The organism is Phenylobacterium sp., from assembly GCF_044358365.1.
In the GTDB taxonomy this organism is placed as follows: domain Bacteria; phylum Pseudomonadota; class Alphaproteobacteria; order Caulobacterales; family Caulobacteraceae; genus Phenylobacterium.
On sequence record NZ_JBIKNZ010000001.1, the window covers coordinates 22402 to 47441 of the forward strand.

Below are 25040 nucleotides of genomic sequence, written 5' to 3' on the forward strand. Positions count from 1 at the left end.
AGCCATGCCATGGTCGCCGCCGCCACGCTTGCGCAATCTGCCGTCAAGGCTGACCCCAGATTGATCGTTCCGCTCGATCTGCCCACGGTCGCCGAGGCCCGCGAGATGGTGGCCGCGCTCGGCGACAGCATCTGCTTCTACAAGGTGGGCCTGGAACTGTTCGCCGGCGGTGAGGGCATGACCCTGGCCGGCGAGCTGAAAGCCGCCGGCAAGCAGGTGTTCCTCGACTGGAAGCTACACGACATCGGCACCACGGTGCAGCGGTCCGCCGCCGTGCTGGCCGGATCCGGCTGTGATTTCCTGACCGTGCACGGCGAGCCGCAGGTGATGGCCTCGGCGGTGCGCGGGCGCGGCGCCTCGGGCCTGAAAATCCTGGCGGTCACGGTGCTGACCAGCCTGTCCGATGAAGACCTGCACGAGGTCGGCTATCACGAAACCGCCCGCGCCCTGGTCGAGCGGCGCATTCATCAGGCGATCGAGGCGGGCTGCGACGGCGTTGTGGCCAGCCCGCACGAGGCGGCGCTCGCTCGCGCTCTCGGCGGCAAGGACTTCCTGGTGGTGACGCCGGGCGTGCGCCCAGACTGGTCGGCGAAAAACGATCAGGCCAGGGCGGCCACACCGCTGGACGCGCTACGGTACGGCGCGTCGCACATCGTCTGCGGGCGCCCGATCACGGCGGCGAATGATCCGGAGGCGGCGGCGCGGCGGGTGGCTGCGGAGATGGGTGGCGCCTGGAGCGCGACAGCTTGAAGTGGATACCGGTTCAAGCGCCCGTCGCGCTCCAAATGTATGAAAGCGAGCCTGTTTATCCATTTCAGATGACGCCATCTGAAACGGACAGGCTCTAGAAATCCACCGCAATACCCTTGCGTTCCCAGTCGCCGAAGCGGGTGGGTTCCGGGCCTTTCGGACCACCCTGTTCCGGCGCCAGCGCAGCGGTTTCCGCGGCCAGACGGCGGGCCTCAGCTTCCTCGAGAGCCCGGCGCGCGGCGGGGCTGAGGTCCTTGCCGGGTGCGGCGTTGGGGGGTGAATTGTCCATGGCCCTCCATCTAATCCCTTGCGTACCAGCTTCCAAGCGGGCACGCCGCGCGCCGTGAGCGACATTAAAAATACCTCCGAACCGCACGCCGACGTCCGCGGCCTTCCCGCACGGGCCGCCGCGCTCCAGCTCCTGACCACGGCCCTGTCGCGACGCGCGGGTCTGGAAGAGGGCCTGAACCTGCCCGGCATGACCGCGCTGGAGCCTCGCGACCGAGCCTTCGCCCGCGCCCTGGTGATGGCCACCCTGCGTTGGCTGAGACCCATCGACACGGTCCTGCAGTCGCGCCTCAAGAAGACGCCGCCCGACGCCATTGTCCATGTCCTGCGTCTGGGCGCGGTGCAGCTGCTGGTCTTGAAGACCCCGGCGCACGCGGCGGTGGGCGCGACGGTTGATCTCGCGGCGGCGCAAAGCGGCGGCCATGTGTTCAAGGGTCTGGTCAACGCCGTGCTGCGCGGTCTGGTCCGCGAGCCGCCGCAACTCGAGGCCCCCTCCCCGCCGGACTGGCTGCAGGCTCGCTGGCAGATCGCCTATGGCCACGACGCGGCCGACGCCATGGCGGCCATGATCGGCGAGGAGCCCGCCACCGACCTGACACTGAAATCTGGCGCCGACGCGGCGGACCTGGCCGGTCCGCTGGAGGCGGAAGTGCTGGCCAGCGGCAGCCTGCGCGTGGGTCTGAAGGGCGAGGTTTCGGGCTGGCCCGGGTTCGCCGAGGGCCGTTGGTGGATCCAGGACGCCTCGGCGGCCATCCCGGCGCAGCTGTTGGCCATGCAGCCCGGCGAAACCGCGCTGGACCTTTGCGCCGCGCCCGGCGGCAAGACGATGCAGCTCGCTGCGACCGGCGCCCGCGTGACGGCGCTGGACCGCTCGGCGGGCCGAATGAAGCGGATCTCGGAAAATCTTGCCCGCGCCGGCCTCGAGGCCGAGGTCCTGGTGGGCGACGCCGCCGACTGGCGCGACAACCGCAGTTTTGACGCCGTGCTGCTGGACGCGCCCTGTTCGGCCACAGGCACCTATCGCCGCCACCCCGACGTGCTGTGGGTGGCAAGCCCGCAGGATATTCCACGCCTCGCCAGCGTCCAGACCCGCCTCCTCGCCAGCGTGGCCAGGCGCGTGAAGCCCGGTGGGCGGCTGGTCTATTGCGTTTGTTCGCTGGAAATGGAGGAGGGCGAAGGCCAGGTGGCGACCTTCCTGTCGCGCACCCCCGACTTCGCCCTGGACCCGATCGCACCCGGCGAAGGCGGCGCGCCCGAGGCAAGCCTGCGGGCTGACGGCACGCTCCGGATCTTGCCGCACCACCGCACGGGCGGGACCGACGGCTTCTACATCGCCCGGATGCGCCGCGCCGGTCAGGCCTGACCGCACACAGGGCAGTCCGGGTCGCCGGCGATCCGCACGGTGCGCGTCTCCGCCGCCAGCGCGTCGTAGATCAACAACCGTCCGGACAGCGTCTCGCCCGCGCCGGTGATCAGCTTTACCGCTTCCAGCGCCATCATCGATCCGATCACGCCGGCCAGGGCGCCGATGACGCCGACCGCCGCGCAGGTTTCCGCATCGGGCGGGATCTCCGGCACAAGGCACCGATAGCAGGGCTTGCGACCAAACACGCCGACCTGGCCTGTCCAGCGGCCGATGGCGCCGGACACCAGCGGGGCGCCATGCCGAACGCAGGCGGCGTTGACGCTGAAGCGGACCGCGAAGTTGTCCGTGCCGTCCAGCACCAGATCGACGCCGCCCAGAAGCGCATCGGCCGTCGTGTCATCAAAAGCCCGGTTCAGGGCCGTGACGGCGACATTCGAATTCAGGCCCTGGAGACGTTCGGCCGAGGCGTCGACCTTTGATCGTCCGCGATCGGCGCCGGCGTAGATGATCTGGCGCTGCAGGTTCGAGAGGTCGACGACATCCGGGTCAACGATCCGGATCGCCCCGACGCCGGCCGCGGCGAGGTAGAGCGCCGCCGGCGCGCCGAGGCCCCCCGCCCCCACGATCAGCACCGTGGCAGCCTTCAACTTTTGCTGGCCGGGCCCGCCGACTTCCCGCAGCACCAGGTGGCGGGCATAGCGCTCGATCTCTTCGTCGGTGAACTGGGCGCCCATGATTTGGTACTTTCACTTGACCGATGGGGTTGCGAACCCGACATCGCAGCCATGTCGAATACCTCAGCCTTCCCCGATTGGCACGGGACCACGATCCTCGCAGTGCGCAAAGGGGGCAAGACCGTGGTGGCCGGAGACGGCCAGGTGTCCATGGGCCCGACCATCGTCAAGGGCACGGCGAAGAAGGTCCGCAAGCTGGCCGGCGGCAAGGTGATCGCCGGGTTCGCCGGCTCCACCGCAGACGCCTTCACCCTGATCGAGCGGCTGGAAGCCAAGCTGGAGCAATACCCCGAACAGCTGGCGCGGGCCTGCGTGGACCTGGCCAAGGACTGGCGGACGGATCGCTATCTGCGCCGGCTGGAGGCCATGTTGCTGGTGGCCGACAAGGATCAGATCTTCACCGTCACCGGCGTGGGCGACGTGCTGGAGCCTGAACACGCCGTGGCCGCCATCGGCTCCGGCGGTAACTACGCGCTCGCCGCCGCGCGGGCCTTGTCGGACGTGGGCGGCCTGGATGCGGAAGCCGTGGCCCGTCGGGCCATGGGGATCGCCGCCGAGATCTGCGTCTACACCAACGGGGAGCTGACGGTTGAGGTGCTCTGACGCGGCCCACGACCTCGCCTTTGTTCCAATCGTGACTATCTGAGCGCCATGACCGAGTTTTCCCCCCGCGAGATCGTTTCCGAGCTCGACCGCTTCATCGTCGGCCAGGACGACGCCAAGCGCGCCGTGGCCGTGGCGTTGCGCAATCGTTGGCGCCGCCGGCGCGTGCCGGACGATCTGCGCGATGAGGTGACACCGAAGAACATCCTGATGATCGGCCCCACCGGCGTCGGCAAGACCGAGATCGCGCGCAGGCTGGCCAAGCTCGCGCAGGCGCCGTTCCTGAAGGTCGAGGCCACCAAGTTCACCGAGGTCGGTTATGTGGGCCGCGACGTGGACCAGATCGTTCGCGATCTGGTGGAAAGCGCGATCCAGATGGTGCGCGAGAAACGCCGGGCCGGCGTGCGCGCCCGAGCCGAAGCGGCCGCCGAGGAACGTATTCTTGATGCGTTGACGGGCCAGGGCTCCACCGCCGCGCGCGAGAGTTTTCGCAAGAAGCTTCGGGCGGGCGAACTCGATGACCGCGAGGTCGAGCTCACCCTGGCCGATAGCGGCCCGGCCATGCCGATGATGGACATTCCCGGCCAGCCCGGATCGCAGATGGGCCTGCTCAACATTGGCGAGATGTTCGGCAAGGCGTTTGGCGGCCGCACCAAGACCCACAGGACCACGGTGGCCGGGGCCTGGGCGCCGCTGATCGCCGAAGAGGGCGACAAGCTGGTGGATCAGGATGCGCTGACCACCGAGGCGATGGAACTGGCCGAGAACCAGGGCATCGTGTTCCTGGACGAGATCGACAAGGTGGCGTCCAATCGCGAGCGCCAGGGCGCGGATGTGTCCCGTGAAGGGGTCCAGCGGGATCTCTTGCCGTTGATCGAAGGCACGACTGTGTCCACCAAATATGGGCCGGTGAAAACCGATCACATCCTGTTCATTGCCTCAGGCGCCTTCCACGTGGCCAAGCCCTCGGACCTGTTGCCGGAGCTTCAGGGCCGACTGCCGATCCGGGTGGAGTTGAAGGCGCTCAGCCGTCAGGACATGCGCCGCATCCTGACCGAGCCAGAGGCCAATCTGGTCCGTCAGCATCAGGCGCTGATGCTCACCGAGAATGTGACGCTGACCTTCGATGCCGGCGCCCTCGACGCCATCGCCGACGCCGCCGTGGCCGTGAACAGCGCGGTGGAAAACATCGGCGCGCGCCGCCTGCAGACCATACTGGAGAAGGTCATGGAAGAGATCAGCTTCTCGGCGGCCGACAAGTCCGGCGAGACGGTGGTGATCGACGCGGCCTATGTCGAGACGCGCATCGGCGACCTTGCGCGCAACGCCGACCTCTCGAAGTTCATTCTATAGGGGGCCGGCGAGATGTGTATCCGCTGTGAGCCCTGGCTCTCGCGGCGCGGCCTGATGGCGGCGCTGGCGGCGACGGGCCTGGCCGGTTGCAGCCAGAACGCCGAGACCGGGCGGCGCCAGCTGGTGGTGGTTTCAGACGCCCAACTGGCCGAGATGGCCAATGCATCCTGGGGGCAGATCGTGGCGGCGACCCCGCCCATGCGCGATCCGGCGGTCCAGGCCCGGCTGGCCCGGATCGGCAGGCCTCTGGCCCGCGCCGCAAACCGGCCCGACCTGACCTGGTCGTTCACTGTGCTGGACTCGCCAGACCTGAACGCCTTCGTCCTGCCCAATGGACGGGTCGGCTTCTTCAAGGGCCTGCTGGATCTGGCGCGGAGCGATGACGAGGTCGGTTCAGTGCTGGGCCACGAGATCGGGCACATCCTCGCGCGCCATCCCGCCGAACGCGTCAGCCACCAGTTGGCGGCGCAGGCCGGCGTCACTCTGGCGCAACTTTTCATGTCGAGCGGGGACAACGCCCAGTACGCCGACGAAGTGGGGGCGGCCCTGGGCCTCGGCGCCCAGTTCGGCGTGATCCTGCCCTATGCCCGCAGCCACGAGCTGGAGGCCGACCGCATCGGCGTTAGCCTGATGCGCAAGGCCGACATGAACCCGGCCGCCGCGGTGACGTTCTGGGAGCGCATGAGCCGCGCCGCCCGCTCTGGTGATCAGCCCCCTGAGGTGCTGTCCACGCACCCTGCGGATGGTCGGAGGATCGAGGCGCTCAAGGTCGCGGTGGCTGAGGCCTAGTCCCGCGCGGCGTCCAGCGCGGCCCGAACCTTCTGCAGGACCGGAATGGCCTGGCGCAGCTCATCCTCGCTGACCGCCCGCAGGACCAACTCGAGTTGCAGCGCCAGAACGCTGAGCGCCGTCTCCCGAATCGCACGTCCTTCCGGCGTCAGCATTACGACCTTGCCGCGCCCGTCGTCCGGATCGGCGGTCACCGAAATCCAGCCCTCCGCTTCCAGGCGCTTCAGCGTGCCGGTCATGGCGCCCTTGGTGACCTGGACCGCACCTGCGATCTGGGCGGGCGCTCGGCGCTCGTGACCCAGGCGGATCATGTGGTTGAGCACTGTGAACCCGGCCAGCGACAACCCCTCCGGCAGCACCCGCTCGGCGGCCGTGCGGCTCAGGTGCTCGATGATCGACACTTCGTTGATGAAGACGAAGGCTGTGGGATCATTGCGGCGATCGCTCACGCGCGGATGTGCTCTGCGAGCCCCCGACGCGGCGATTGAGGGCCCGGCTTGGCCCGGCCGATCCGGACCAGCATCTGCAATGGCGCGGTCAGCGACGCCCCAAGCGCAGTCTGGGTTTCTGCATACAGCGCGGCCATTTGGGGAAACTCCTGAAGCGTCATGCTCCAAGGCTGAATGGAAAGGCCCAGGCTGGTGGCCGTCAAGTTCATACGTGCATAGGCGCGGCCCGCGGCGATCTGCGTCACGCGGCTGTTGTCCGAACCTTTCAGCCACACGAAGGCGGGCGTCGACTTGAGGGTCTTTCCGAACATGTCGATGGCGCTCTTCGTGGCGTAGGAGTCGGGGTCGGCCATGGCCTCGCGCGACATCACGCCGGTGGCCGCGAGAACCTCGAACAGGGGTCCCTGCAGCGAGATACCGTCGCGGTGAAGCGCGATTTCCTTTGCCCCGACCCGGGTCAGTTTGGCGGACTCAAGGGCAGTCGCCGGCGTGGTCATTTCCCGCGCAAAGCCGCGCTGGCCGATATCGATCGTCCGCGCCACATCCCCAGGCGTGATGATCGCTCCGGACACCAGGGGCGCCGGGGCGGCCGCCGTCACCTTGGCCAGCTCGGCCGAGGTAGGTGGAGACTTCGGGTCAAAGGCCACGCGGTTGGTCTGCCGTTTCAGGATCTGCCGGAACAGGGGATCCGGCGCCGCAGCCGGGTCCGGTGTGAGGCGGATCCGCGCAACCGGCCGCTGGTCCAGCACAGGCTGCGGCTCGCCCTCTGGCCAAAGCGTCGTGTCGGCGCGCAGGCCGCGTTCGCAGGCCGCAAGGTTCAGGAGCTCCAGAAAGGCCCCGCAGCCCAGGGTGATCTGGCGATTCGGCGGATCGGTGGCCGGGAGCAGCCGGGAAGTGTCGGCGTAGAAAACGATTTCGTCTGTCCCGGCAAGATCCACCAGCCAGGGTTGGCGATTGTGGGGGTTGGGGGCCAGGATCGCATGCGCCAATACCCACCGGCGCGGGTCCTTCTCACCGGCGCCGGGGTTTCGCCAGGCGGCGATGGGATCGACATCCGTGGCGCTCGCGCAGCCACTCAAGGCGCCGGCGGCGCTGCCGGCCGCCAGAAGTTCGAGAACGTTTCGACGGGTCGTCATCTCCGGCTCCATATAGTTTATGTCTAAACTATATACACGGCTGCGCGGCTGGCCTCAAGTCCCTGGATGTCGCCTCGCCGCGCGCGCCAGATGGCGTTCTCGAAGGCTCTTGCAAACTCTCCGCGTTCGCCGGGGCTCAGCGCAGCTGCAACCGGCGCGTACCGGCCGGACTGCATCACCTTCAAAGACACAACCCGGTTTTCCTCGTCGCGTTCCGCCGAAACGCGGGTGAAGGCGGTGGGGCTCTCCCAGACAATGCGCGAGGCTTTCGGTGTCTCATAGGTGATCACCACGTCGCGAGCGCTCACGCGCACCCGCTCGATCATGCGGCCCGCGCGGAAGCTGACAAGGAAGGCAACCGTGATCGCCGCCACGTCGACCCCCAGAAACAGCGGCACCAACTGCGCGCCGATCCGCAGAAAGACGATCGCCGAGGCCACATTCACCAGGGTTATGATGGTGATCAGGATCACGAACCCGCGCTCCGAGAGAGAGCGGTTCGGCTTGATCTCTGCGTCCATGTAAAGCGGCAGGCTCATCGATCCGCACGATAGGCCTCTCACGTTGGCGGGAGAAGCCCCGTCGACCGCTTGATGGTGCGACCGCAACCCCCTATCCCCGAAGGATGGGAGACGCTTCGATGTCAGACGCCTGGGCCACGGATCGCATCGCACTGGTGACGGGGGCCACGTCCGGGTTCGGCGAGGCCATGGCCAGGCGGCTGCTGGCCGGTGGGGGCCGGGTCATCGCCACAGGACGCCGCGCCGACCGGCTGGCCGCGCTCGGCGCCGAACTGGCTACCGAGCGCCTGCTCACCCGGGTTCTGGACGTCCGCGAGGACGCCTCGATCGCCGATCTCGTAAGCGGGCTGCCCGAGCCGTTCCAGGCGATCGACATCCTCTTCAACAATGCGGGCCTGGCCCTGGGCCTGAAGAAGGCTCATGAGGCGGACGTCGACGACTGGCAGACGATGATCGACACCAATGTCTCCGGCCTGGTGCGGATCACCCGCGCCATCCTGCCCGGCATGGTGGCGCGCAACCGCGGCGACGTGATCAACATGTCGTCGGTGGCTGCCAGCTACCCATATCCGGGCGGGAATGTGTACGGGGCCACCAAGGCGTTCGTGCGCCAGTTCTCGCTGAACCTGCGGGCTGACCTGCTGGGCTCGAAAGTCCGGGTCACCTCGATCGAGCCGGGCATGGCCGACACCGAGTTTTCCGTGGTGCGCTTCAAGGGCGACCAGACCTCTGCAGACAAGGTCTACGCCGGGGTCCACGCCATGTCGGGCGATGATGTGGCGCTGGTGTGCGAAGGCGTATTGCGACTTCCCGCGCACATCAACATCAACAGCCTGGAACTGATGCCGGTTCAGCAGGCCTTCGGGCCCTTCGCTGTGGACCGGGGCTAAGATGGCGCCGCCGCCTCGTCCGCGCCTGAAACCGGCGGAACGCGCCCGGATCGCTGAAATCTTCGAGCGGTTCGAGGCGGCGGAGAGCGATCCTCGCACCGAACTCAGCTACGCCAGCCCCTATGAGCTGGTGGTGGCTGTGGCGCTATCGGCGCAGGCGACAGACGTCTCCGTCAACAAGGCCACAGACAAGCTCTTCAAGGCAGCCGACACGCCGCAAGCGATGTTGGCCCTCGGCGAGGCGGGCCTGAAGACCTTCATCTCGTCCATCGGCCTCTTCAACATGAAGGCGAAGAACGTGATCCGGATGGCCGAGATCCTGATCGCCGAGCACGGGGGCGAGGTCCCGCTGGACCGCGAAAGCCTGCAGGCCCTGCCCGGCGTCGGACGCAAGACGGCCTCGGTGGTGCTCAACGAGCTTCGCATCGAACCCGCCATTGCCGTCGATACCCACGTGTTCCGGGTCTCGCACCGCCTTGGCCTGGCCACCGGCAAGACACCGGACAAGGTAGAGGCCGAGCTGATGGCCATCGTTCCGGAAGCCGCTCTGGTCAGGGCCCACCACTGGCTGATCCTGCACGGCCGCTATGTTTGCGTGGCGCGGCGGCCGAAATGCGAGGACTGTCCGGTGGCCGACCTCTGCCCGTCGCGGGCCGCGTTCGCTTAATCCAGGATCACGTGCGGTACGAACCGCGACAGGTTCTTCGTCACACGGCTGCGGTCCTCGCGGATGCCGACGCCGGCCGGCTCGGCGTCCACCATCCAGGCGCCGATGATCGGGTAGTTCCCGTCGAAGCGGGTGATCGGCTGCAGCGCCTGGCGGATGTGGCCCTCCTCGCCGTAGCCCTGATCCAGAACCCTGGCCCGGCGGCCGTTTGCGACCAGTTCGATGTTGGCGCCCTCGCGCGAAAACAGCGGCTTTCGCACCCAGGAATTGCCCAGGTCCGCGACGCGGGGATCATCCTCGAAGAAGGCCGGCAGCAGGTTGGGGTGGCCGGCGTTGCGTTCCCATAGCAGGGGCAGCAGGCCCTTGTTGGACAGGATGGCCTTCCAGGCCGGCTCCAGAAACAGGGTCTTCGAGCCCCCGATATTGGCGGCGTAGTCCTCGCGAAACATCTCCTCCCAAGGGTAGAGCTTGAACAGCGCCTGGATGATGAAGTTGTCCTGGTCCACGAACCGTCCATCCGCGTCGAGGCCAATCTTGTCGATCGGGACGAACCTGGGTTCGATCCCGGCCTGTATCGCGATGTCTTCCAGATACTTCACCGTCTGGCGATCCTCGAGCGTCTCCTCGTCGCTGGCGAAATGGACGAAGCCGCCGGACGGGAAAATCGCCTTGAACCGCGCCTGCAGCTTTTCGTGCAGGCTGTTGAACTGGTCGGCGTCTGCGGGCAGCCGACCAGCGGCGATCATGTCCTCCAGCCAGACCCACTGGAAGGTGCCGGTTTCATAGATGCTGGTGGGCGTATCGGCGTTGTACTCGAACAGCTTGGCCGGGCCGGTTCCGTCGTAGGCGAAGTCGAAGCGACCGTAGAGCGAGGGCGACTTTGATTTCCAGCTATTGGCGACGTCATCGCGCGACGCCTCCGGAATCGCCAGCTTCGCCATCAGCGCTTCGCTCTTCACCACCTCGGCGACGAGGTCCAGGCACAGGGCGTGAAGCTCGCGCGCCGGATGCTCCAGGCCATCTTCGATCTCGGCCAGGGTGAACTGATAGTAGGCGCGCTCGTCCCAGTAGCGCGCACCGTCCAGATGGCGCCAGGTGAACCCCAGCGCCTCGGCGCGCGCGTCGCAGCCGGGGCGTTCGGCAGTCTTGATACGCTTCATTCTAGGCTCCTTACCTCCCCCGCAAGGCGGCGGGAGGGGGACCATCGGCCGGAGAGCCGATGGTGGAGGGGGCGGGCGGCAAGCGCCGTGCCCTCACAAATTCCTTGTCTCAGTGGGTGGGGCTTGCCCCCTCCACCACGCCCTCTTCGGGGCGCGGTCCCCCTCCCGCCACTGCGTGGGGGAGGTAGAACTCAAGACTTTTCGCCCCGCTCCACGGCCACCGGCTGGGCCTCGATCTGCAACCGGGGCGCTTCCAGCATGGGCATCGGCTCGGCGGCCGGCGCCTTCAGGCGGGCCAGGACGTCGTTGGCGGACGAATGGCCGGGCAGTATGCCGGCGGCCTGCAGCTTGGCGTCCAGATCGGCGCCGGTGCGGCGGTCTTCCAGTTCGCCGGCCGCCTTGAATTTCTCTTCGGCGATCGCCTGGCGCTCCTTGATGCGCTTGAGGCTGTCAGCGGCCGAACCCAGCCGCGCCGAGGCGCCGGCGCCCTGGTTGGCCACGGCGGCCTGCGCGCGCTGGACGCTGTCGTTGACCTTCACCACGTCGATCTCGCGGCGCAGGTTTTCCACCCGCTGCTGGGTGGTGGCGATGGTCTTGTGCATTCGCTCTTCCGCGGCCTGCATCTCGCCAAGCTGCGGGGTCTTGGTGGCGACCTCGGTTTCCAGCTCGGAGATCCGCTGGGCGACTTCCATCGCCAGCGCCTCGTCGCCCTTGGAGAGGGCGGCGCGGGCCGAGCTTTCGTAGCGGCTGGCCTGATCGCTCAGGTTCTTCAGTTCCTTTTCGATCATCCGGCGCTTGGCCACCAGGGTGGCGAGGTCGTCGCGGGCGCGGCCGAGGGCCGTGTCGGCGTCGCGGATCTCCTGATCCAGGATGCGCAACGCATTGGCGTCGACAACGGCCGCACCGGCTTCATGGGCGGTGCCGCGGAACAGGGTGATCAGTTTCGTGAAAATGGACATCGCGGACCCCTCTAGGCAGCCGAAGCGAAATTCTGACGCAGCTCGTCGGCAGCGCGGATGGCGTTCTCGGCCAGCATGCGCAGCTCGATCACCACCGTTTGCAGGGTGGTCTTGCACGACAGCTCGCCGAAAATTTCATAGTAGTCGCGCTCCGACACCGTGGTGATGCCGAAGTTCGACAGCGGCACCAGCTTCTGGGCCTTGAGCAGGAATACGTTGAACGCAGCCTGGTTCTCCTGCTCGTCCACCGGCCAAAGCAGAGCGGAAACCACGATCTGCTCTGACCCCACGCTCAGGAAGATCGGCAGGTCGCCGAACTCGTTCATGGTGATCTGCAGGACGGGATCGGTCCCCTCCAGCACCCGCGCCGTCATCTCGCCCTCGCGCAACAGCGTCGATTCGCTGAGCGCTTCGGCAAGTGATTTCACCGACCAATCGGTGTCGATGACATGATCCATCTGGTACGATCCTCGCGGAGGTTGTGGGTCTCTCAGCGCCGGTCCGCGACTCGACGCTGTGATGATGGCGCGTGCTGCGGCCTGAATATCGGATTTGGCGCCGGGGGGAACCCAGAGCTCCAGCTTCACAAGCCCGAGGCGCTGGCGCTGATCGCGCCAAAGCCGGGTCCGTTCCGCGGGGCTCAGGCCCGCCGCCTTGTCCTTTGGCCGTCGCATTCGTTCGCGTATACATACGCGTACATTTGACACGGCGCAAGTTGCGACTATGATCCGGTTTCGAGAAGGATGTATGACGTGATCTTCCGGGGGCTTTTCGGCGGGGGGCGGCGTGGCGCGGAACAGGCGCAGACGCTGCCGGTTGTTCGCAACATCACCATCGGGCGCAGTGTCCGGCTGGATCCGCTGGCCTGGCGCAGGCTTGGCGACGCGGCGAAGTTTCGCCTGGACACCAACACCCTGGAAATCGAGGCCCAGGGCCGTATCGATCTGGGGGCGGACGGCTTCGTCCACCGCTTCTACACCGGCGACGACCTGATGCTGCAACTCGTCAGCCCCGACGCTGAAGGTCAGGGCGCCGACGATTTCACGATCTTCATGCCCTGGTCATCAGCCTGGCCCACCGACGCCGCCGCCAAGCGCCGCTGGGCGGACAGGTTGCGGGCGCGCACCTTTGGCGGTGATGGCCTGCCGGAGTATCGGCGCTTCTGGTTCGGCGATGTCGACGAGCGACAGGACCCGGTCAGTTTCTGGGAAAGCGTCTATGATGAACGCGCAGGCGCCGACGCGCGGCGGATCTACCAGACCTCGATGCTGTTCGCCCGCGACCTTCCGGGCGAGGGACGCGAGCTTCTGCTGGCGATCGAGATGGAACCTGAAGGCGGCGACCTGACCCATGAAATCATGGTCGGCATTCCGCTGAACGTTGGAGAATTCGAAGCATGATGTTCGATCCTGTCTATTTCGGCGCCGGGGCCCTGAACTTCGGCCTCGCCTTCCTGGCCGCCGGCGGCTTCGCCCTGATGTTCAAGGCGGCCTACCAGTGGATCACGCCGCACAACGAGGGCGCCCTGATCCGCGAGGGCAACATCGCCGCCGCCATCATGCTGGGCGGCGCCCTGATCGGCTATGTGATCCCGCTGGCCTCGGCGCTGACCCAGACCCATTCCCTGCCCGAGTTCGTCTCCTGGGCGCTCCTGGCGGGCGTGATCCAGATCGTCACCTTCTGGCTGGTGCGCCGGATCGTGCTGCGTGACCTCTCGGCCCGCATCGAGCGCGGCGAAGTGGCCAGCGCGGTCTACATGATGATGATCTCCATCGCAGTCGGCATCATCAACGCCGCCTGCATGACGGCGTAACGACGATGAAGCGCTCGCGCTCGCTCACCCTCACCGGCCTGATGGCCATCGGCGGCGTCTCGCTCACCGCCTGCGGCGACCAGCCCAATGTCGCCATCGCCGACCAGGGCCCCACGGTCGATGCCTACACCTACCAGTCCCTGGCCGAGTGCAAGGACAAGAACGAGGTGCCGGACGACGCCTGCGACGTGGGCATGAAAAAGGCCGCCGCCGAGGAAGCCTCCGAGGCAAAGTACGCCGACACCAAGTCCTGCGAGGACGTCTACGGCGAAGGCCAATGCGTTCCGCGCAGCCAGGCGGGCGGCGGCTCGTTCTGGGGGCCGCTGGTCACCGGTTTCGTGGTTGGCCGGATGCTGGACGGCGGCTGGGGCGGCGGCGGGCTCTACCGCGACTGGCGCTCGGGCGGCTACTACAGCCGCGGCGGCGGCCCGTTGATGACCGACTACGCCACCGGTCGCACCCGCATCGGCGCCCGCAGCTTCGACGCCCCCGACACCTTCCGCCCGCCAGAACGCATGCAGACCCGCTCCTCGGTGATCTCGCGCGGCGGGTTCGGGGGTCGGATGGAAAGCCGGAGCCGTGGCGGGAGCTGGGGCGGGTAGCCTCCTTAACCCTTTCCCTGTAATCCGCGCGGCCAGCACCCGCACGAAAGCCTTTCCATGCCTGACCTCTACGACGTCGCCGCCATCGGCAACGCCATTGTCGACGTGATTGCGCCGGCCAGCGATGCCTGGCTCGCTGAGAACGAGCTGACCAAGGGCGCCATGATGCTGGTGGATCCCGCCCGCAGCGCGCTCCTCTATTCACGGATGCAGCAGGCGGTGGAAGCCTCGGGGGGCTCGGCGGCCAACACCATTGCGGGGCTGGCCAGTTTCGGCGGCAAGGGCGCCTTCATGGGCAAGGTGGCCGACGACGAGCTGGGCCGCACCTTCGCCCGCGACATGCGCCAGATCGGGGCGCGGTTCGAGAATGCGCCGCTGGTCGGCGGCCCGGCGACCGCCGTCTCGATGATCAATGTGACGCCCGACGCGCAGCGCACCATGTGCACCTTCCTGGGCGCCTCGGTGGAATTCACGGACACCGACGTCGAGGTCGACACGGTCGAGGGCTCGAAGATCGTCTATCTGGAAGGCTATCTGTTCGACGCCGAGGCCGCCCGGCGCGCCTTCGCCAAGGCGGCGGCCCTGGCCCATGGCGCAGGGCGCAAGATTGCCCTCACCCTCTCCGACAGCTTTGTGGTGGAGCGCCATCGCGGCGGCCTGCTGGGGTTCATCGAGTCCCAGGTCGACCTGCTGTTCGCCAATGAGAGCGAGATCCTCGCCCTGTTCGAGACCGACAGCTTCGATGAGGCCTGTGAGGCGCTCCGCACCCGCTGCGATCTGGCCGCCGTCACCCGCAGCGACAAGGGCTCGGTGATCCTCAGCCAGGGCCAGCGCCTGACGGTGAAGGCCGAGCCAGTCGAGAAAGTCGTGGACACGACGGGCGCAGGCGACCAATACGCAGCCGGATTCATGTTCGGCCTTTCGCGGGGGCGTCCGCTGCAGCAATGCGGGCAGCTGGCCTCGCTGGCGGCGGCCGAGGTGATTTCGCACTATGGCCCGCGTCCGCAGGTCTCGTTGAAGGATCTGGCCGCGTCCAGGGGATACTGAGCCGATGAGCCGCAAGGCCGAAGTTGTCCGCAATACGAAGGAAACCCAGATCCGCATCGCAGTGGACCTGGACGGGACCGGTGCGTCCGAAATCTCGACAGGCATCGGCTTCTTCGACCACATGCTGGAAAGCTTCGCCCGGCACGGCGGCATCGACCTGAAGGTCGAGACCAGGGGCGACCTGCACATCGACATGCACCACACGGTGGAAGACACCGGCATCGTCCTGGGCCAGGCGATCAAGGAGGCGATCCCGGGCTTCAAGGGCATCCGTCGGTTCGGCCACGCCTACATCCCGATGGACGAGACGCTGAGCCGCTGCGCCATCGACCTGTCCAATCGCCCCTATCTGATCTGGAACGTTGAGTTCAGGACGCCCAAGGTCGGCGACATGGACACCGAACTGTTCAAGGAATTCCACCACGCCTTCGCCATGAACTGCGGCGCATGCGTGCATCTGGATCTGCTGCGCGGCGCCAATTCCCACCACATCGCCGAGAGCGGGTTCAAAGCTCTGGCGCGGGCCCTGCGGCACGCGGTGGAGGTCGATCCCAAAACGCTTGGCGCCGCGCCCTCCACCAAGGGCATGTTATGATGGGTTCTGTCGGTGCAGACACGCTCTCCTCCCCCGTCGGGGGAGGGGGACCAGACAGCGTCTGGTGGAGGGGGCCAGCCGCCGCCGAGACCTCGGACAGCATAGATGCGCGCCGCCCGTGCGACGTCATCCCCCTCCACCACGCTTCGCGCGGTCCCCCTCCCCCGACGGGGGAGGAGAGATTTCGCCGACACCATGCCTGCCCCTGCGGCGTGCTCTAGGAAACCCCTATGCAGAGCGTCGCCCTGATCGATTATGGGTCGGGCAACCTTCGCTCGGCCGAAAAGGCTCTGGTCCGCGCCGCCGACGGCCGTGCGGACATTATCGTGACCAACGACCCGGCCATCGTGGCCAGCGCCGACAGGATCGTGCTGCCGGGCGTTGGCGCCTTCGCCGCCTGTATGGCGGCGCTCAGTGAGCGCGAGGGCGTGATCGAGGCGATGAACCATGCGGTGCATGATCGCGGCGCGCCCTTCCTCGGAATCTGCGTCGGTCTGCAGCTGATGGCCTCCCGCGGCCTGGAATTCGGTGTGACACCGGGCCTCGGCTGGATCGACGGCGACGTCCGCAAGATCGAGGTCGCCGATCCGCACCTCAAGATCCCGCACATGGGGTGGAATAATCTTCTGGATGTCACCGATCTGCCGGTTCTGTCTGGTCTAAGGGCCGGCGCTCCGGTCTATTTCACCCACTCCTTCGCCATCTTCCCCTCCGACGACGCCGATGTGGCAGCCTGGGTGGATCATGGCGGACGCTTCCCCGCGGCGGTCGCCCGGGGCAATCTCGCCGGGGTGCAGTTTCACCCCGAAAAATCGCAATCTGCCGGGCTCAAGCTGTTGTCCGACTTTCTGGAGTGGCGCCCGTGATCCTGTATCCCGCCATCGATCTCAATGACGGCCAGTGCGTGCGCGTGCTGCACGGCGACCTCTCGACCGCCACAGTCTTCAACACCGAGCCGGCAGCCCAGGCGCGTACATTCGTGGAGGCCGGGTTTCACTGGATCCATGTGGTCGACCTGAACGGCGCGGTTCAGGGCAAGGCGGTGAATGCGCCAGGCGTCGAGGCGATCCTGGCGTCCGTGTCCGTCCCGGTCCAGCTGGGCGGCGGGATCCGCACCCTGGCTGATATCGAGCGTTGGGTAGAGGCCGGCGTCAGCCGCATCATCCTGGGCACCGTGGCCGTGAAGGATCCGAAGATCGTGCTGGACGCCGCCAAGCGCTGGCCCGAGCAGATCGCCGTCAGCGTCGATGTGCGGGCGGGCAAGGTCGCCGTCGATGGCTGGACCGCCGACAGTGACCTCGACGCCATCACTGTGGCCAGGCGCTTCGAGGACGCCGGCGTCGCCGCCCTGATCGTCACCGACATCGACCGCGACGGCACCGTCATGGGTTTCAACGTCGAAGCCTTCGGCGCCATGGCGGATGCGGTATCCATCCCCGTCATCGCAGCGGGCGGGCTGGCTTCCGTGGACGACATCGTCAAGCTGAAGGCGCGCAAGGGTGTGCCAGTGGCGGGCGCCGTGCTGGGTCGCGCGCTCTACAACGGCGCGATAAACCCCGCTGAAGCTCTTGGTCTCGCGGCGTGACGCTCAAGGTTCGCTTGATCCCCTGTCTGGACGTCAAGGACGGCCGGGTGGTGAAGGGCGTGCAGTTCGTCTCGCTGCGTGACGCCGGCGACCCGGTCGAGCAGGCACGCGCCTATGGCGCGGCGGGCGCAGACGAGCTGATGTTCCTAGACATCACCGCCAGCCACGAGAACCGCGGCACCATCCTCGATGTCGTAGCGCGGACCGCCGACGTCTGTTTCATGCCGCTGTCTGTGGGCGGCGGGATCCGATCGGTGGAGGACGCCCGGCGGCTGCTGCTGGCGGGGGCCGACAAGATCTCGATCATGACCGCCGCCGTCGCCGACCGGAACGTGGTCAGCGCCTGCGCCGACGCATTCGGTAGCCAGGCCGTGGTCGTATCCGTCGATGCCAAACGTGTAGGCGCGCGCTGGGAGGTGTTCACTCACGGGGGCCGCAATCCAACGGGTCTCGACGCTGTGGAGTACGCGATTGAAGTCGTCGCCAAAGGCGCAGGTGAAATCCTGCTCACTTCCATGGACCGCGACGGCGCCAAGACCGGCTACGATCTGGACCTCGTGCGCGCCGTCAGTTCGGCGGTGAGCGTGCCGGTGATCGCCTCTGGCGGCGCCGGAAATACCCGCCACCTCGTGGAAGGCGTTCAGGCCGGTGCTGATGCGGTGCTGGCCGCCTCGATTTTTCACTTCGGCGAAGTCAGCATCGGCGAGGCCAAGCGCGCCATGGCCGAGGCCGGCGTACCCGTGCGCCTGACGGAGATCGCCGCATGACCCGCTTTACGCAAGTGATCGAGCGCCTGGCCGCCACCATTGAAAGTCGCAAGGGCGCGGACGCCTCCACCTCCTACACCGCCCAACTGCTGGGCGACATGGACCGGGCCGCGAAGAAGCTGGGCGAGGAAGCGGTCGAGACCGTCATCGCCGCCGCCCAGGGGGACCGGGACGCCCTGACGGCCGAGAGCGCTGACCTGATCTACCACTGGCTGGTGCTGATCGCCGCCGCCGGCGTGAGCCTGGACGAGGTGGCTGTTCGGCTGGAGGCCCGGGAGGGAACCAGCGGCCTGGCCGAGAAGGCGTCACGCCCGAGATAGCCGGTCGCCCTTCAGACCCTGGGTTTCCGTTTCAGCGCCACATACAGAGCGCCCTCGCCGCCGTGCCGGCGATGCGCTTCGGATATTCCGGCGACGATGTGGGCCAGATTCGGCGCGCCCAGCCACTCCGGAACCCGGCGACGAAGGACACCATCGCCCTGAACCCCCTTGCCGGTGATCACCAGAATGGCGCGATAGCCTTCGGCCCAGGACCCTTGCACAAAGCGCTCGAGGGCCACCCGCGCGCGGTCCTGCGTGAGGCCGTGCAGATCGATGCGGCCGCCGATCTCCTCACGCTCCCGGGCAATGCGATGGCGCCGATTGGGTTCAATCGCGTCAACGGCCTCGCGAAACGTCTCCGGTTCGGCAGGCGGACGTTTGGGCTCCACCCGCGCCGCCGCGTCCAGGGTCTGGGGACGCGCGGGCTTGGGGCTGTTGCGGTCCGTCAGGGGGTGGACTGTGGCGGTCACCATCGACCAGAGGCGATGGTCGTCTGGTTTCAGCGGCCGCTTCACTTGGGGACCAAACGGTAGAGGCGCAGCGTATGGCGGACCCTGCCGGCCTCGGCGCCAGTGGCTTCCCCTTCGCCAAGGTAGAGGTCAGCCCGGACCTCGCCCTTGATGGCGCCTCCGGTGTCCAGCGCGCTGACCAGGCGTCGATAGGTGGGAAACGCCCCGGCAAGGAGCGGCGCTTCCCCGTCGATCCAGAGCAGATCGCCGTAGGTGTGGAATGCCGGGTCGATGGCCACGGCGCGCCCGGCCGGCAACGGCAAGTTGGCCGCCCCCGCCGGGGGCTTGCCGTCGTCAGGAACCAGACGGAAGAACACGTAGCGCGGGTTGAGCTGCATGATCGCGTCGGCCTCCGGGCCCCGGTGCGTCGCCAGCCAGCCCCGGATCGCATCGCCCCCGGTGTTGTCTCGCGCCAGGAGCCCGCGGTCGCGCATAGGATTGGCGATCCCGGCGAACGGGCGACCGTTGTGAGCGGCGTAGATCACCTTCATCCGCCGGCCGCGCTCGAAGGTCAGCACACCGGAGCCCTGGACCTGTAGGAAAAAAAGCTCCTCCGGCCGCATCCAGGCCAGGGGCTGGCCCGCAGGCCAGGCTTCGATGGCGGTCCGGTCGGGATAGGGCTCGGCGCTCCCGTCGGGTTTGACCTGCAGAATGACGCCGCCGTCAGCCACCACGAGATCGTCGGGACGGGGCCGGACCGGCGCGCTGAATTCCGCGTCGGGCGCCTGTCGGGCGGGGTAGACCGGTGCGAAATAGGCGGTCAGCACCCCCTCGCCCCCAAGACGCTCCGCAACAAACGTCGCTTCGAAGAACCTTCGCGCGTCACCGGGTCCGAGCTCTCCCGAGGCGCGCGCCCGCGAACAGGCGTCGGCCAGAGCGCGATCGCGCACCGCGGCGCAAGTCCTCACAAAGCTCTTGAAGGCGCCGTCAAAATCCTCGCGCGCCCAACCCGACAGGTCGGAGACAGCCAGACGCCGGGGTTCCGGCCTTGGCGTCGCCGGCGGCGGCAGGGGCTGTGGAAGCTGCGGCTTCGCCCGCGGTTGATCAACCGGCGGCGGCGGGCCGTGTTCGGAAGCTGTCGCGCAGGCGGCCAGCGCCAGGCAGGCCAGAAGGGCTAGGCCTGCGCGCAAGAGCCTCAAGCCTCGGCGGCGTCCACGCGGACCAGCAGCCAGTTCGGATCACGGCTTTTGAGGCGGCGCTCAAAGGTCCAGACCTCGGCGGTGCGGCGATCATCCACGCCCTCGCCTTCCGGACCTTTCGTGCGGCTGCGGAATTCGGCCAGAAACCGGACGCTGAGACGGGCAAGGTCGCCGTCGACCACATCGGCCATATCCAGATCGGCTCGCGGCGGGTGGGCGAATTCAACGGTCTCCGTGCGGTTCTCGGCGACGCGCTGATCGATCGCCGCTTCAAATCCGGCCAGAACTCCGGGCGCCAAAAGATTGCCCAGGGTCGTCTTGTCCCCCTCGGCAAAGGCCGTGACGATCATCTGGTAGGCCGACTTCGATCCACCGAGGAAGCGGTCCATGTCGAACGCGGGATCGATGGCCTTGACGGCGGCCAGGCCGGTCAAGGCGACGCCCTCGTCAGCAGCCTCGACCTGTAGGTCCGGAGCCTTGATCGCCGGACCGCCAGCCTCCGCAGCCGGTCGGTCCCCGGGTTGGCGGCCCACGCGACGGCCCAGCACTGTATAAAGCTGATACAGCACGACCACGGCGAGACCCGCGAAAATGATCAGTTCGAGCGTTTGCAACAGATGGCCTTCAGGTGATGCGCAGAAACGACGATACGCTGCATAGCGCAATATAGTCGTACGCGAACCCCGTGTTAGGGGTGACGTTGCATCGTCCGGGTCGCCATGTTAGCGGCTCGCCCCCAACACGGCGCCATCCGGCGCCTTTCGAAAAGAGACATTCTGGCCGTCATGACCGATATCGATCCCGGCGCTGCGGCGCCCGAGGCCTCCGCAGAGCCCGGCATCCGCATCCTCGCCCAGTTCATCCGCGACCTGTCGTTCGAGAACCCGCGTGCGCCTGACGCCCTGCGTCCCAGCCCGGACCAGCCGGTGATCGAGCTCAACGTCGAGATGAACGCGCGCGGCCGCGAAGACGGGCTGTTCGAGGTCGACCTCAAGCTCTCGGCACAAGCCAACCGCCCCGACGGTCCGTTGTTCGTGGTCGAACTGCTTTACGGCGGCGTTTTCCAGATTACCGGCGTCCCTGGCGACGAGATGGAGCCGGTTCTGCTGATCGAGTGCCCGCGCTACCTCTTCCCCTTCGCCCGCCAGGTGATCGCCGAGGTCACCTCGCAAGGCGGCTTCCCGCCCTTCCTGCTGGACCCGATCGACTTCGCCGGCGTCTATGCCTCGCGCAAGGCTCAGGCCGAGCAGCAGATCGGCCACGCGTAGAGAAGGCCGCGCCTACAGCCCGAACTTCGCCCAGAGCTCCTGGTTCTTCACCACGTCACGGATGAACGCGGCGTGGGTCTCACGCTCGCTGTCGGTGGAGCGGGGCGCCAGCGGTCGGGGCCTTGGGCCATAGTCGTTGCGTGACGAGACGTGGACGGTGCTGGCCACCACCTCGGCGGTCAACTCGAGCCTGCGCTCGCGACCGCCCTTCAGTTCCAGATAAACCGCCGCCAGCAGCTTGGCGTCGATCAGGGCGCCGTGCTTCTCGCGCTCCGACAACGACACCTTGAAGCGCTTGCACAGCGCGTCCAGCGAATTGTGCATGCCCGGAAAGCGATGCTTGGCCAGGGCAAGGGTATCGATCCATCGCGCCTCAGGGATCGGCGCGCGACTGCAATTCGCCAGCTCCCAATTGATGAACCCCCGGTCGAAGCCGGCGTTGTGGGCGATCAGCGGCGCGTCACCGATGAATTCCAGGAACCCCTCCACGACGTCAGGGTGCTCGAACCGGGGCTTGCCGCGCAGGAAATCCGCCGACAGGCCGTGCACCTTCTCTGCCTCGGCGGGCATGTCCCGGCAGGGGTCGATATAGACGTGGAAAGAGCGGCCCGTGGGCACGAAGCTCTCGATCTCCAGACAGGCCAATTCTACCAGCCGGTCGCCCGTCTTCGGGTCAAAACCGGTGGTTTCCGTATCGAGGACAATCTCGCGCGCCATGGCTATCCATGCCCCGCTTTGGCCGCGAGGTTCAACGGGGGTCAGCCCGAAGCGCCGCAATAACCTCAGCCACCTGCGTCCGAGCCGCTTCGAGACCCTTGCCGGTATCGATCACGAAGTCGGCGCGCTTGCGCTTTTCCGCATCCGGCATCTGCTGCGCCAGGATCGCGTCCAGCCGCTCCGGGCTCATGCCTTCGCGCGCCAGAACCCGCGCGCGCTGCATCTCCGCAGGGGCAGAGACCACAATCACCGCATCCATGTTCTTCTCACCGCCGGTCTCGTAGATCAGCGGCACATCCAGCACGATCATGTCGGCGCCCGATGCCGTCGCCGCCTCGAAAGCCTCGGCGCGGCTGCGGCCGATCAGCGGGTGGACGATGCTGTTGAGCTTCGCCATGGCTTCGGGCTTGCCCAGCACCGCGTTGCGCAACGCCTCGCGATCAACGCGGCTGTCGCGGACCGTGCCCGGAAACGCCTCGCCGACAGGTCCCACGGCGACCCCGCCCACGTCATAGGCCGCATGCACGGCAGCGTCGGCGTCATAGACGGGGATCCCCGCGTCGCGGAACATCGCCGCGGTCGTCGACTTGCCCATCCCGATGGAGCCGGTCAGTCCGATGATTTTCATGGGTTCAGAGCCTTCAGCGCCAGCCCCCGCACATCAACCCCTTCCGGCGGGGGTTGACCGTAGAAGGCTTCGAATGACGGGACAGCCTGGCGGATCAACATCTCCAGACCGTCGACGGTGGCGCGGCCCAGTTCCCGCGCCTGTTTCAGGAACGGTGTTTCCAGCGGCTTGTAGACCATGTCCATCACCACCGTGTCTTCGGGGGTCAGTTCCAGGGGAATGTCGAGGCCGCCTTCGCCGGACAACCCGGCCGACGTGGCGTTGATGATCGCCCGCGTGTCCCTGAACGCCCCCACCGCGTGGTTCAACGGAAGGGCCGAGACATTCCGGCCCAGATCGGCGGCGATCGCCTCGGCCTTTTCCAGGGTGCGATTGACGATCCAGACGCGCGGGGATCCTGCCGCCAGCAAGGCCGAAACCGCGCCCCGCGCCGCGCCGCCGGCGCCCAGCACCACCGACGGCCCGGCCGTCACATCATACTGCGGAGCCTGGGCGGCGAAGGCGCCGAGAAGACCCACCCCGTCGGTGTTGTCTGCATAGACCCGACCGTCCGTATCGAAGATCAGCAGGTTCGCCGCCTGGGCGCGCCGGGCGGCGTCGCTAACCTGATCGGCCAGCCCCAGCGCGGCTTCCTTGAAAGGCAGCGTCACATTGACCCCGCGGATCGCGCCGCCGCGCATGCCGCTCACAAACCGCTCGAAACCAAAAGCGTCTGGTGAGAACGCCACATAGACCCCGTCGACGCCCGCCGCCTCCAGCCAGGCATTATGCAGAATCGGCGACAGGGAATGTGCGACCGGCCGTCCCACCACGCCGGCGACGATGCTCGCGCCCGTGATCATGCCGGGATCTCCCCGTGCTGGCGCAGCAGGTCCAGCAAACCCATCAGCGGCAGACCCAGGATAGCGAAATAGTCGCCCTCGATCCGTGAGAACAGCTGGGCGCCGGGGCCCTCTAGCCGGTAACAGCCCACCGAACCCAACGCCGCCTCTCCCTCGGTGGCCAGATAGGTCTCGAGAAAGGCGTCGGAAAAGTCGCGCATGGTCAAGGTGGCCGTCACCACCTCGCGCCAGATCGGCACGCCATCCCGGGCCACCACCACCGCGGAATGAAGCCTGTGGGTCTTGCCGCGCAGAACCTTCAGTCGCGTCCCGGCCGAATGGAGATCCGGAGCCTTGTCATAAAGCTTGCCGTCCAGATCGAGTGTCTGGTCCGCGCCGATCACCAAGCCCGGCCGGGCCAGCGAGACCACCAACGCCTTGCGCTCGGCCAGGGCTTCGGCGACGTCCCTTGGCCCGGCGCCATTCGCCAGCATCTCGACCTTGACGGCGTCCTCATCGACACCGGCGATCACGGCTTCATAGACCACTGCCGCCCCATCCAGCACCGCGCGGCGGGCCGCGCTTTTCGACGCCAGAATCACGCTCATCCCAGCACCTCGACCTGACCGTGGCCCTTGTGCAGCAGATTGAGCACCGCCGCCGCCGTCTCCTCCACCGAGCGTCGCGTGACGTCGATGGTCGGCCAGCCGTGGCGCTCATAAAGCCGGCGCGCCTCAATCACCTCCTCGCGTACGGCGTCCTGATCGATGTAGCTGGATTCCCGGTTCTCCTTCAGGCTGAGCAAGCGGTTCCGCCGGATCTGGATCAGCCGGTCAGGCGCGATCAACAGGCCCACAATCAGGGTCTTCTTCAACTGGAACAGCTTCTCCGGCAGCGGTCGTCCCGGCACCAGCGGCACATTCGCCGCCCGGATGCCCCGGTGGGCGAGATAGATGCAGGTGGGGGTCTTGGAGGTCCGCGAGACCCCCAGCATCACCACATCGGCCTGATCCAGATCCTGGCCCCCCTGGCCGTCGTCGTGGCCAATGGCGTAGTTCAGCGCATCCATCCGGTTGAAGTAGTCATTGTCCAGTCGAAGGTGGGCGCCCACCCGGCTGGTGGTCGCCGCCCCCAGATAGCGCTGCATGGCGCTGACCAGCGGGTCGAGCGCCGGCAGACACGGCATGTCCAGCCTCCTGCACCCCTCCTCCAGGGCGTCCCGCAGTTTCAGGTCAACGATGGTGTGAAGCACGATGCCCGGCGCCTCCTCGATGTCGCCCAGCGCCCGGTCCAGCTGTCGCGGGGAGCGCACCAGGGCATAGATGTGCTCAATCGGCATGACGTTTTCGAACCGGGCGCAGACGGCGCGCGCCATGGCGTTCAGGGTCTCCCCGGTGGAGTCTGACACGAGGTGAACGTGAAAATAGGTGGCGAGCCGGGTAGGTTGCGAATTGGGCAAGGCGGATCCCGTCGTTGCACGGCCCCGAAGCTGGGGACAAGTTCTGTGGACTTACTCTTAGCGAAGGTCTGTGCGCTTGGGGATAGGCCCGGTGGATTGGGGACG

The 25040-nt window shown here is 67.2% G+C and carries 33 protein-coding genes; 17 read left to right on the top strand and 16 right to left on the bottom strand.

Translation table 11 applies throughout. The features are described 5' to 3' along the window. Nucleotides 1-9: 9 nt before the first annotated feature. Nucleotides 10-750, top strand: coding sequence for an orotidine-5'-phosphate decarboxylase (gene pyrF / locus ACIQ3B_RS00120; RefSeq protein WP_397398917.1), 741 nt, complete (start codon nt 10-12; stop codon nt 748-750). Between the two features lie 94 nt (nt 751-844). On the opposite strand, the gene ACIQ3B_RS00125 is transcribed toward pyrF, so the two are convergent. Next, nucleotides 845-1039 carry a DUF1674 domain-containing protein gene (locus ACIQ3B_RS00125; RefSeq protein ID WP_397398919.1) on the bottom strand — a complete coding sequence of 65 codons (195 nt, stop codon included), beginning with the start codon at nt 1037-1039 and terminating at the stop codon, nt 845-847. Nucleotides 1040-1093: 54 nt separating this feature from the next. On the opposite strand from ACIQ3B_RS00125, the gene ACIQ3B_RS00130 reads away from it, so the two are divergent. After that, nucleotides 1094-2401 (top strand): RsmB/NOP family class I SAM-dependent RNA methyltransferase, encoded by a 1308-nt coding sequence (locus tag ACIQ3B_RS00130; protein ID WP_397398921.1) that lies wholly within the window; start codon nt 1094-1096, stop codon nt 2399-2401. On the opposite strand, the gene ACIQ3B_RS00135 is transcribed toward ACIQ3B_RS00130, so the two are convergent. Continuing rightward, a complete protein-coding gene (locus tag ACIQ3B_RS00135) occupies nt 2392-3138 on the bottom strand; it encodes a HesA/MoeB/ThiF family protein (RefSeq protein WP_397398923.1) in 747 nt (248 codons plus the stop codon). The two genes, ACIQ3B_RS00130 and ACIQ3B_RS00135, sit on opposite strands and share 10 nt — an antisense overlap. Before the next feature lie 51 nt (nt 3139-3189). Between ACIQ3B_RS00135 and hslV the strand changes: the two genes are divergently transcribed. Genes hslV through ACIQ3B_RS00150 form a run of 3 tightly spaced genes read left to right on the top strand, consistent with a single transcriptional unit; the run spans nt 3190 to nt 5883 of the window. Then, a complete protein-coding gene (gene hslV, locus ACIQ3B_RS00140) occupies nt 3190-3741 on the top strand; it encodes an ATP-dependent protease subunit HslV (RefSeq protein WP_397398925.1) in 552 nt (183 codons plus the stop codon). A gap of 48 nt (nt 3742-3789) precedes the next feature. Beyond that, on the top strand, nt 3790-5094 hold the full coding sequence (hslU, locus tag ACIQ3B_RS00145; protein WP_397398927.1) for an ATP-dependent protease ATPase subunit HslU: 1305 nt from the start codon (nt 3790-3792) through the stop codon (nt 5092-5094). Nucleotides 5095-5106: 12 nt separating this feature from the next. Next, entirely contained in the window at nt 5107-5883 is a 777-nt protein-coding gene (locus ACIQ3B_RS00150) for a M48 family metallopeptidase (protein ID WP_397398929.1), read from the top strand. Here ACIQ3B_RS00150 and ACIQ3B_RS00155 read toward each other — a convergent pair. The 3 genes from ACIQ3B_RS00155 to ACIQ3B_RS00165 are packed head-to-tail and all read right to left on the bottom strand — an operon-like array spanning nt 5880 to nt 8007. After that, nucleotides 5880-6332: a MarR family winged helix-turn-helix transcriptional regulator gene (locus ACIQ3B_RS00155; RefSeq protein ID WP_397398931.1), complete on the bottom strand. Its 453-nt coding sequence runs from the start codon at nt 6330-6332 to the stop codon at nt 5880-5882. The genes ACIQ3B_RS00150 and ACIQ3B_RS00155 overlap by 4 nt on opposite strands. Continuing rightward, on the bottom strand, nt 6329-7468 hold the full coding sequence (locus ACIQ3B_RS00160) for an Acg family FMN-binding oxidoreductase (protein WP_397398933.1): 1140 nt from the start codon (nt 7466-7468) through the stop codon (nt 6329-6331). Before ACIQ3B_RS00160 ends, ACIQ3B_RS00155 begins: the two co-directional genes overlap by 4 nt. Before the next feature lie 23 nt (nt 7469-7491). Further along, entirely contained in the window at nt 7492-8007 is a 516-nt protein-coding gene (locus tag ACIQ3B_RS00165; RefSeq protein WP_397398935.1) for a DUF2244 domain-containing protein, read from the bottom strand. Between the two features lie 101 nt (nt 8008-8108). Here ACIQ3B_RS00165 and ACIQ3B_RS00170 point away from each other — a divergent pair, with 101 nt between their 5' ends. Both ACIQ3B_RS00170 and nth read left to right on the top strand, forming a co-directional pair. After that, nucleotides 8109-8879, top strand: a complete 771-nt coding sequence (locus ACIQ3B_RS00170) for an SDR family NAD(P)-dependent oxidoreductase (protein WP_397398937.1) — start codon at nt 8109-8111, stop codon at nt 8877-8879. Between the two features lies 1 nt (nt 8880). Then, nucleotides 8881-9546 (top strand): endonuclease III, encoded by a 666-nt coding sequence (gene nth, locus ACIQ3B_RS00175; protein ID WP_397398939.1) that lies wholly within the window; start codon nt 8881-8883, stop codon nt 9544-9546. Here the strand turns inward: nth and ACIQ3B_RS00180 are convergent. From ACIQ3B_RS00180 to ACIQ3B_RS00190, 3 genes are all read right to left on the bottom strand, one after another. After that, nucleotides 9543-10706 carry a glutathionylspermidine synthase family protein gene (locus tag ACIQ3B_RS00180; RefSeq protein ID WP_397398941.1) on the bottom strand — a complete coding sequence of 388 codons (1164 nt, stop codon included), beginning with the start codon at nt 10704-10706 and terminating at the stop codon, nt 9543-9545. The genes nth and ACIQ3B_RS00180 overlap by 4 nt on opposite strands. 191 nt (nt 10707-10897) lie before the next feature. Beyond that, on the bottom strand, nt 10898-11665 hold the full coding sequence (locus tag ACIQ3B_RS00185) for a PspA/IM30 family protein (RefSeq protein ID WP_397398943.1): 768 nt from the start codon (nt 11663-11665) through the stop codon (nt 10898-10900). Between the two features lie 11 nt (nt 11666-11676). Further along, nucleotides 11677-12123, bottom strand: coding sequence for a YjfI family protein (locus ACIQ3B_RS00190; RefSeq protein ID WP_397398945.1), 447 nt, complete (start codon nt 12121-12123; stop codon nt 11677-11679). Nucleotides 12124-12408: 285 nt separating this feature from the next. Between ACIQ3B_RS00190 and ACIQ3B_RS00195 the strand changes: the two genes are divergently transcribed. The 9 genes from ACIQ3B_RS00195 (at nt 12409) to ACIQ3B_RS00235 (ending at nt 18394) form a co-directional block, all read left to right on the top strand. Then, nucleotides 12409-13065 carry a DUF2491 family protein gene (locus ACIQ3B_RS00195; RefSeq protein WP_397398947.1) on the top strand — a complete coding sequence of 219 codons (657 nt, stop codon included), beginning with the start codon at nt 12409-12411 and terminating at the stop codon, nt 13063-13065. Continuing rightward, nucleotides 13065-13478, top strand: coding sequence for a DUF350 domain-containing protein (locus ACIQ3B_RS00200; RefSeq protein ID WP_397399148.1), 414 nt, complete (start codon nt 13065-13067; stop codon nt 13476-13478). The genes ACIQ3B_RS00195 and ACIQ3B_RS00200 overlap by 1 nt, the downstream gene beginning before the upstream one ends. A 5-nt stretch (nt 13479-13483) precedes the next feature. Next, entirely contained in the window at nt 13484-14080 is a 597-nt protein-coding gene (locus ACIQ3B_RS00205) for a DUF1190 domain-containing protein (protein ID WP_397398949.1), read from the top strand. Between the two features lie 57 nt (nt 14081-14137). Continuing rightward, on the top strand, nt 14138-15127 hold the full coding sequence (locus ACIQ3B_RS00210; protein ID WP_397398951.1) for an adenosine kinase: 990 nt from the start codon (nt 14138-14140) through the stop codon (nt 15125-15127). 4 nt (nt 15128-15131) lie between these two features. Further along, nucleotides 15132-15722: an imidazoleglycerol-phosphate dehydratase HisB gene (hisB, locus tag ACIQ3B_RS00215; RefSeq protein ID WP_397398953.1), complete on the top strand. Its 591-nt coding sequence runs from the start codon at nt 15132-15134 to the stop codon at nt 15720-15722. A 230-nt stretch (nt 15723-15952) separates the two neighbouring features. Further along, nucleotides 15953-16588: an imidazole glycerol phosphate synthase subunit HisH gene (hisH, locus tag ACIQ3B_RS00220; RefSeq protein WP_397398955.1), complete on the top strand. Its 636-nt coding sequence runs from the start codon at nt 15953-15955 to the stop codon at nt 16586-16588. Next, on the top strand, nt 16585-17307 hold the full coding sequence (gene hisA / locus ACIQ3B_RS00225) for a 1-(5-phosphoribosyl)-5-[(5-phosphoribosylamino)methylideneamino]imidazole-4-carboxamide isomerase (protein WP_397398957.1): 723 nt from the start codon (nt 16585-16587) through the stop codon (nt 17305-17307). The genes hisH and hisA overlap by 4 nt, the downstream gene beginning before the upstream one ends. Beyond that, nucleotides 17304-18074 carry an imidazole glycerol phosphate synthase subunit HisF gene (hisF, locus tag ACIQ3B_RS00230; protein WP_397398959.1) on the top strand — a complete coding sequence of 257 codons (771 nt, stop codon included), beginning with the start codon at nt 17304-17306 and terminating at the stop codon, nt 18072-18074. Before hisA ends, hisF begins: the two co-directional genes overlap by 4 nt. Beyond that, nucleotides 18071-18394, top strand: coding sequence for a phosphoribosyl-ATP diphosphatase (locus ACIQ3B_RS00235; protein WP_397398961.1), 324 nt, complete (start codon nt 18071-18073; stop codon nt 18392-18394). The genes hisF and ACIQ3B_RS00235 overlap by 4 nt, the downstream gene beginning before the upstream one ends. Before the next feature lie 11 nt (nt 18395-18405). Here ACIQ3B_RS00235 and ACIQ3B_RS00240 read toward each other — a convergent pair whose 3' ends face one another. From ACIQ3B_RS00240 to timA, 3 genes are read right to left on the bottom strand one after another with little or no spacing between them, the layout of a single operon-like run. Then, nucleotides 18406-18909, bottom strand: coding sequence for a Smr/MutS family protein (locus ACIQ3B_RS00240; RefSeq protein WP_397398963.1), 504 nt, complete (start codon nt 18907-18909; stop codon nt 18406-18408). Next, nucleotides 18906-20033: an MltA domain-containing protein gene (locus ACIQ3B_RS00245; protein WP_397398965.1), complete on the bottom strand. Its 1128-nt coding sequence runs from the start codon at nt 20031-20033 to the stop codon at nt 18906-18908. Before ACIQ3B_RS00245 ends, ACIQ3B_RS00240 begins: the two co-directional genes overlap by 4 nt. Nucleotides 20034-20038: 5 nt before the next feature. Then, nucleotides 20039-20656, bottom strand: coding sequence for a TIM44-related membrane protein TimA (gene timA / locus ACIQ3B_RS00250; protein ID WP_397398967.1), 618 nt, complete (start codon nt 20654-20656; stop codon nt 20039-20041). 171 nt (nt 20657-20827) lie between these two features. Between timA and secB the strand changes: the two genes are divergently transcribed. Then, on the top strand, nt 20828-21310 hold the full coding sequence (gene secB, locus ACIQ3B_RS00255; protein ID WP_397398969.1) for a protein-export chaperone SecB: 483 nt from the start codon (nt 20828-20830) through the stop codon (nt 21308-21310). Between the two features lie 12 nt (nt 21311-21322). Here the strand turns inward: secB and dnaQ are convergent, their stop codons facing one another. The 5 genes from dnaQ to ACIQ3B_RS00280 are packed head-to-tail and all read right to left on the bottom strand — an operon-like array spanning nt 21323 to nt 24935. Beyond that, the gene (gene dnaQ, locus ACIQ3B_RS00260) at nt 21323-22027 is read right to left on the bottom strand and encodes a DNA polymerase III subunit epsilon (protein ID WP_397398971.1); all 705 of its coding nucleotides are present in this window, start codon (nt 22025-22027) and stop codon (nt 21323-21325) included. A gap of 31 nt (nt 22028-22058) precedes the next feature. Continuing rightward, entirely contained in the window at nt 22059-22655 is a 597-nt protein-coding gene (coaE, locus tag ACIQ3B_RS00265) for a dephospho-CoA kinase (RefSeq protein ID WP_397398973.1), read from the bottom strand. Next, on the bottom strand, nt 22652-23497 hold the full coding sequence (aroE, locus tag ACIQ3B_RS00270) for a shikimate dehydrogenase (protein ID WP_397398975.1): 846 nt from the start codon (nt 23495-23497) through the stop codon (nt 22652-22654). Before aroE ends, coaE begins: the two co-directional genes overlap by 4 nt. Beyond that, nucleotides 23494-24084 carry a Maf family protein gene (locus tag ACIQ3B_RS00275; protein WP_397398977.1) on the bottom strand — a complete coding sequence of 197 codons (591 nt, stop codon included), beginning with the start codon at nt 24082-24084 and terminating at the stop codon, nt 23494-23496. Before ACIQ3B_RS00275 ends, aroE begins: the two co-directional genes overlap by 4 nt. Beyond that, nucleotides 24081-24935 (bottom strand): pyruvate, water dikinase regulatory protein, encoded by an 855-nt coding sequence (locus ACIQ3B_RS00280; protein WP_397398979.1) that lies wholly within the window; start codon nt 24933-24935, stop codon nt 24081-24083. The genes ACIQ3B_RS00275 and ACIQ3B_RS00280 overlap by 4 nt, the downstream gene beginning before the upstream one ends. Between the last annotated feature and the right edge of the window lie 105 nt (nt 24936-25040).

Coding starts and splice junctions, on each gene's coding strand:
- pyrF (WP_397398917.1), top strand. CDS start 10: ATGGTCGCCGCCGCCACGCTTGCGCAATCTGCCGTCAAGGCTGACCCC.
- ACIQ3B_RS00125 (WP_397398919.1), bottom strand. CDS start 1,039: ATGGACAATTCACCCCCCAACGCCGCACCCGGCAAGGACCTCAGCCCC.
- ACIQ3B_RS00135 (WP_397398923.1), bottom strand. CDS start 3,138: ATGGGCGCCCAGTTCACCGACGAAGAGATCGAGCGCTATGCCCGCCAC.
- hslV (WP_397398925.1), top strand. CDS start 3,190: ATGTCGAATACCTCAGCCTTCCCCGATTGGCACGGGACCACGATCCTC.
- hslU (WP_397398927.1), top strand. CDS start 3,790: ATGACCGAGTTTTCCCCCCGCGAGATCGTTTCCGAGCTCGACCGCTTC.
- ACIQ3B_RS00150 (WP_397398929.1), top strand. CDS start 5,107: ATGTGTATCCGCTGTGAGCCCTGGCTCTCGCGGCGCGGCCTGATGGCG.
- ACIQ3B_RS00160 (WP_397398933.1), bottom strand. CDS start 7,468: ATGACGACCCGTCGAAACGTTCTCGAACTTCTGGCGGCCGGCAGCGCC.
- ACIQ3B_RS00165 (WP_397398935.1), bottom strand. CDS start 8,007: ATGAGCCTGCCGCTTTACATGGACGCAGAGATCAAGCCGAACCGCTCT.
- ACIQ3B_RS00170 (WP_397398937.1), top strand. CDS start 8,109: ATGTCAGACGCCTGGGCCACGGATCGCATCGCACTGGTGACGGGGGCC.
- nth (WP_397398939.1), top strand. CDS start 8,881: ATGGCGCCGCCGCCTCGTCCGCGCCTGAAACCGGCGGAACGCGCCCGG.
- ACIQ3B_RS00180 (WP_397398941.1), bottom strand. CDS start 10,706: ATGAAGCGTATCAAGACTGCCGAACGCCCCGGCTGCGACGCGCGCGCC.
- ACIQ3B_RS00185 (WP_397398943.1), bottom strand. CDS start 11,665: ATGTCCATTTTCACGAAACTGATCACCCTGTTCCGCGGCACCGCCCAT.
- ACIQ3B_RS00190 (WP_397398945.1), bottom strand. CDS start 12,123: ATGGATCATGTCATCGACACCGATTGGTCGGTGAAATCACTTGCCGAA.
- ACIQ3B_RS00195 (WP_397398947.1), top strand. CDS start 12,409: ATGTATGACGTGATCTTCCGGGGGCTTTTCGGCGGGGGGCGGCGTGGC.
- ACIQ3B_RS00200 (WP_397399148.1), top strand. CDS start 13,065: ATGTTCGATCCTGTCTATTTCGGCGCCGGGGCCCTGAACTTCGGCCTC.
- ACIQ3B_RS00205 (WP_397398949.1), top strand. CDS start 13,484: ATGAAGCGCTCGCGCTCGCTCACCCTCACCGGCCTGATGGCCATCGGC.
- ACIQ3B_RS00210 (WP_397398951.1), top strand. CDS start 14,138: ATGCCTGACCTCTACGACGTCGCCGCCATCGGCAACGCCATTGTCGAC.
- hisB (WP_397398953.1), top strand. CDS start 15,132: ATGAGCCGCAAGGCCGAAGTTGTCCGCAATACGAAGGAAACCCAGATC.
- hisH (WP_397398955.1), top strand. CDS start 15,953: ATGCAGAGCGTCGCCCTGATCGATTATGGGTCGGGCAACCTTCGCTCG.
- ACIQ3B_RS00235 (WP_397398961.1), top strand. CDS start 18,071: ATGACCCGCTTTACGCAAGTGATCGAGCGCCTGGCCGCCACCATTGAA.
- secB (WP_397398969.1), top strand. CDS start 20,828: ATGACCGATATCGATCCCGGCGCTGCGGCGCCCGAGGCCTCCGCAGAG.
- dnaQ (WP_397398971.1), bottom strand. CDS start 22,027: ATGGCGCGCGAGATTGTCCTCGATACGGAAACCACCGGTTTTGACCCG.
- coaE (WP_397398973.1), bottom strand. CDS start 22,655: ATGAAAATCATCGGACTGACCGGCTCCATCGGGATGGGCAAGTCGACG.
- aroE (WP_397398975.1), bottom strand. CDS start 23,497: ATGATCACGGGCGCGAGCATCGTCGCCGGCGTGGTGGGACGGCCGGTC.
- ACIQ3B_RS00275 (WP_397398977.1), bottom strand. CDS start 24,084: ATGAGCGTGATTCTGGCGTCGAAAAGCGCGGCCCGCCGCGCGGTGCTG.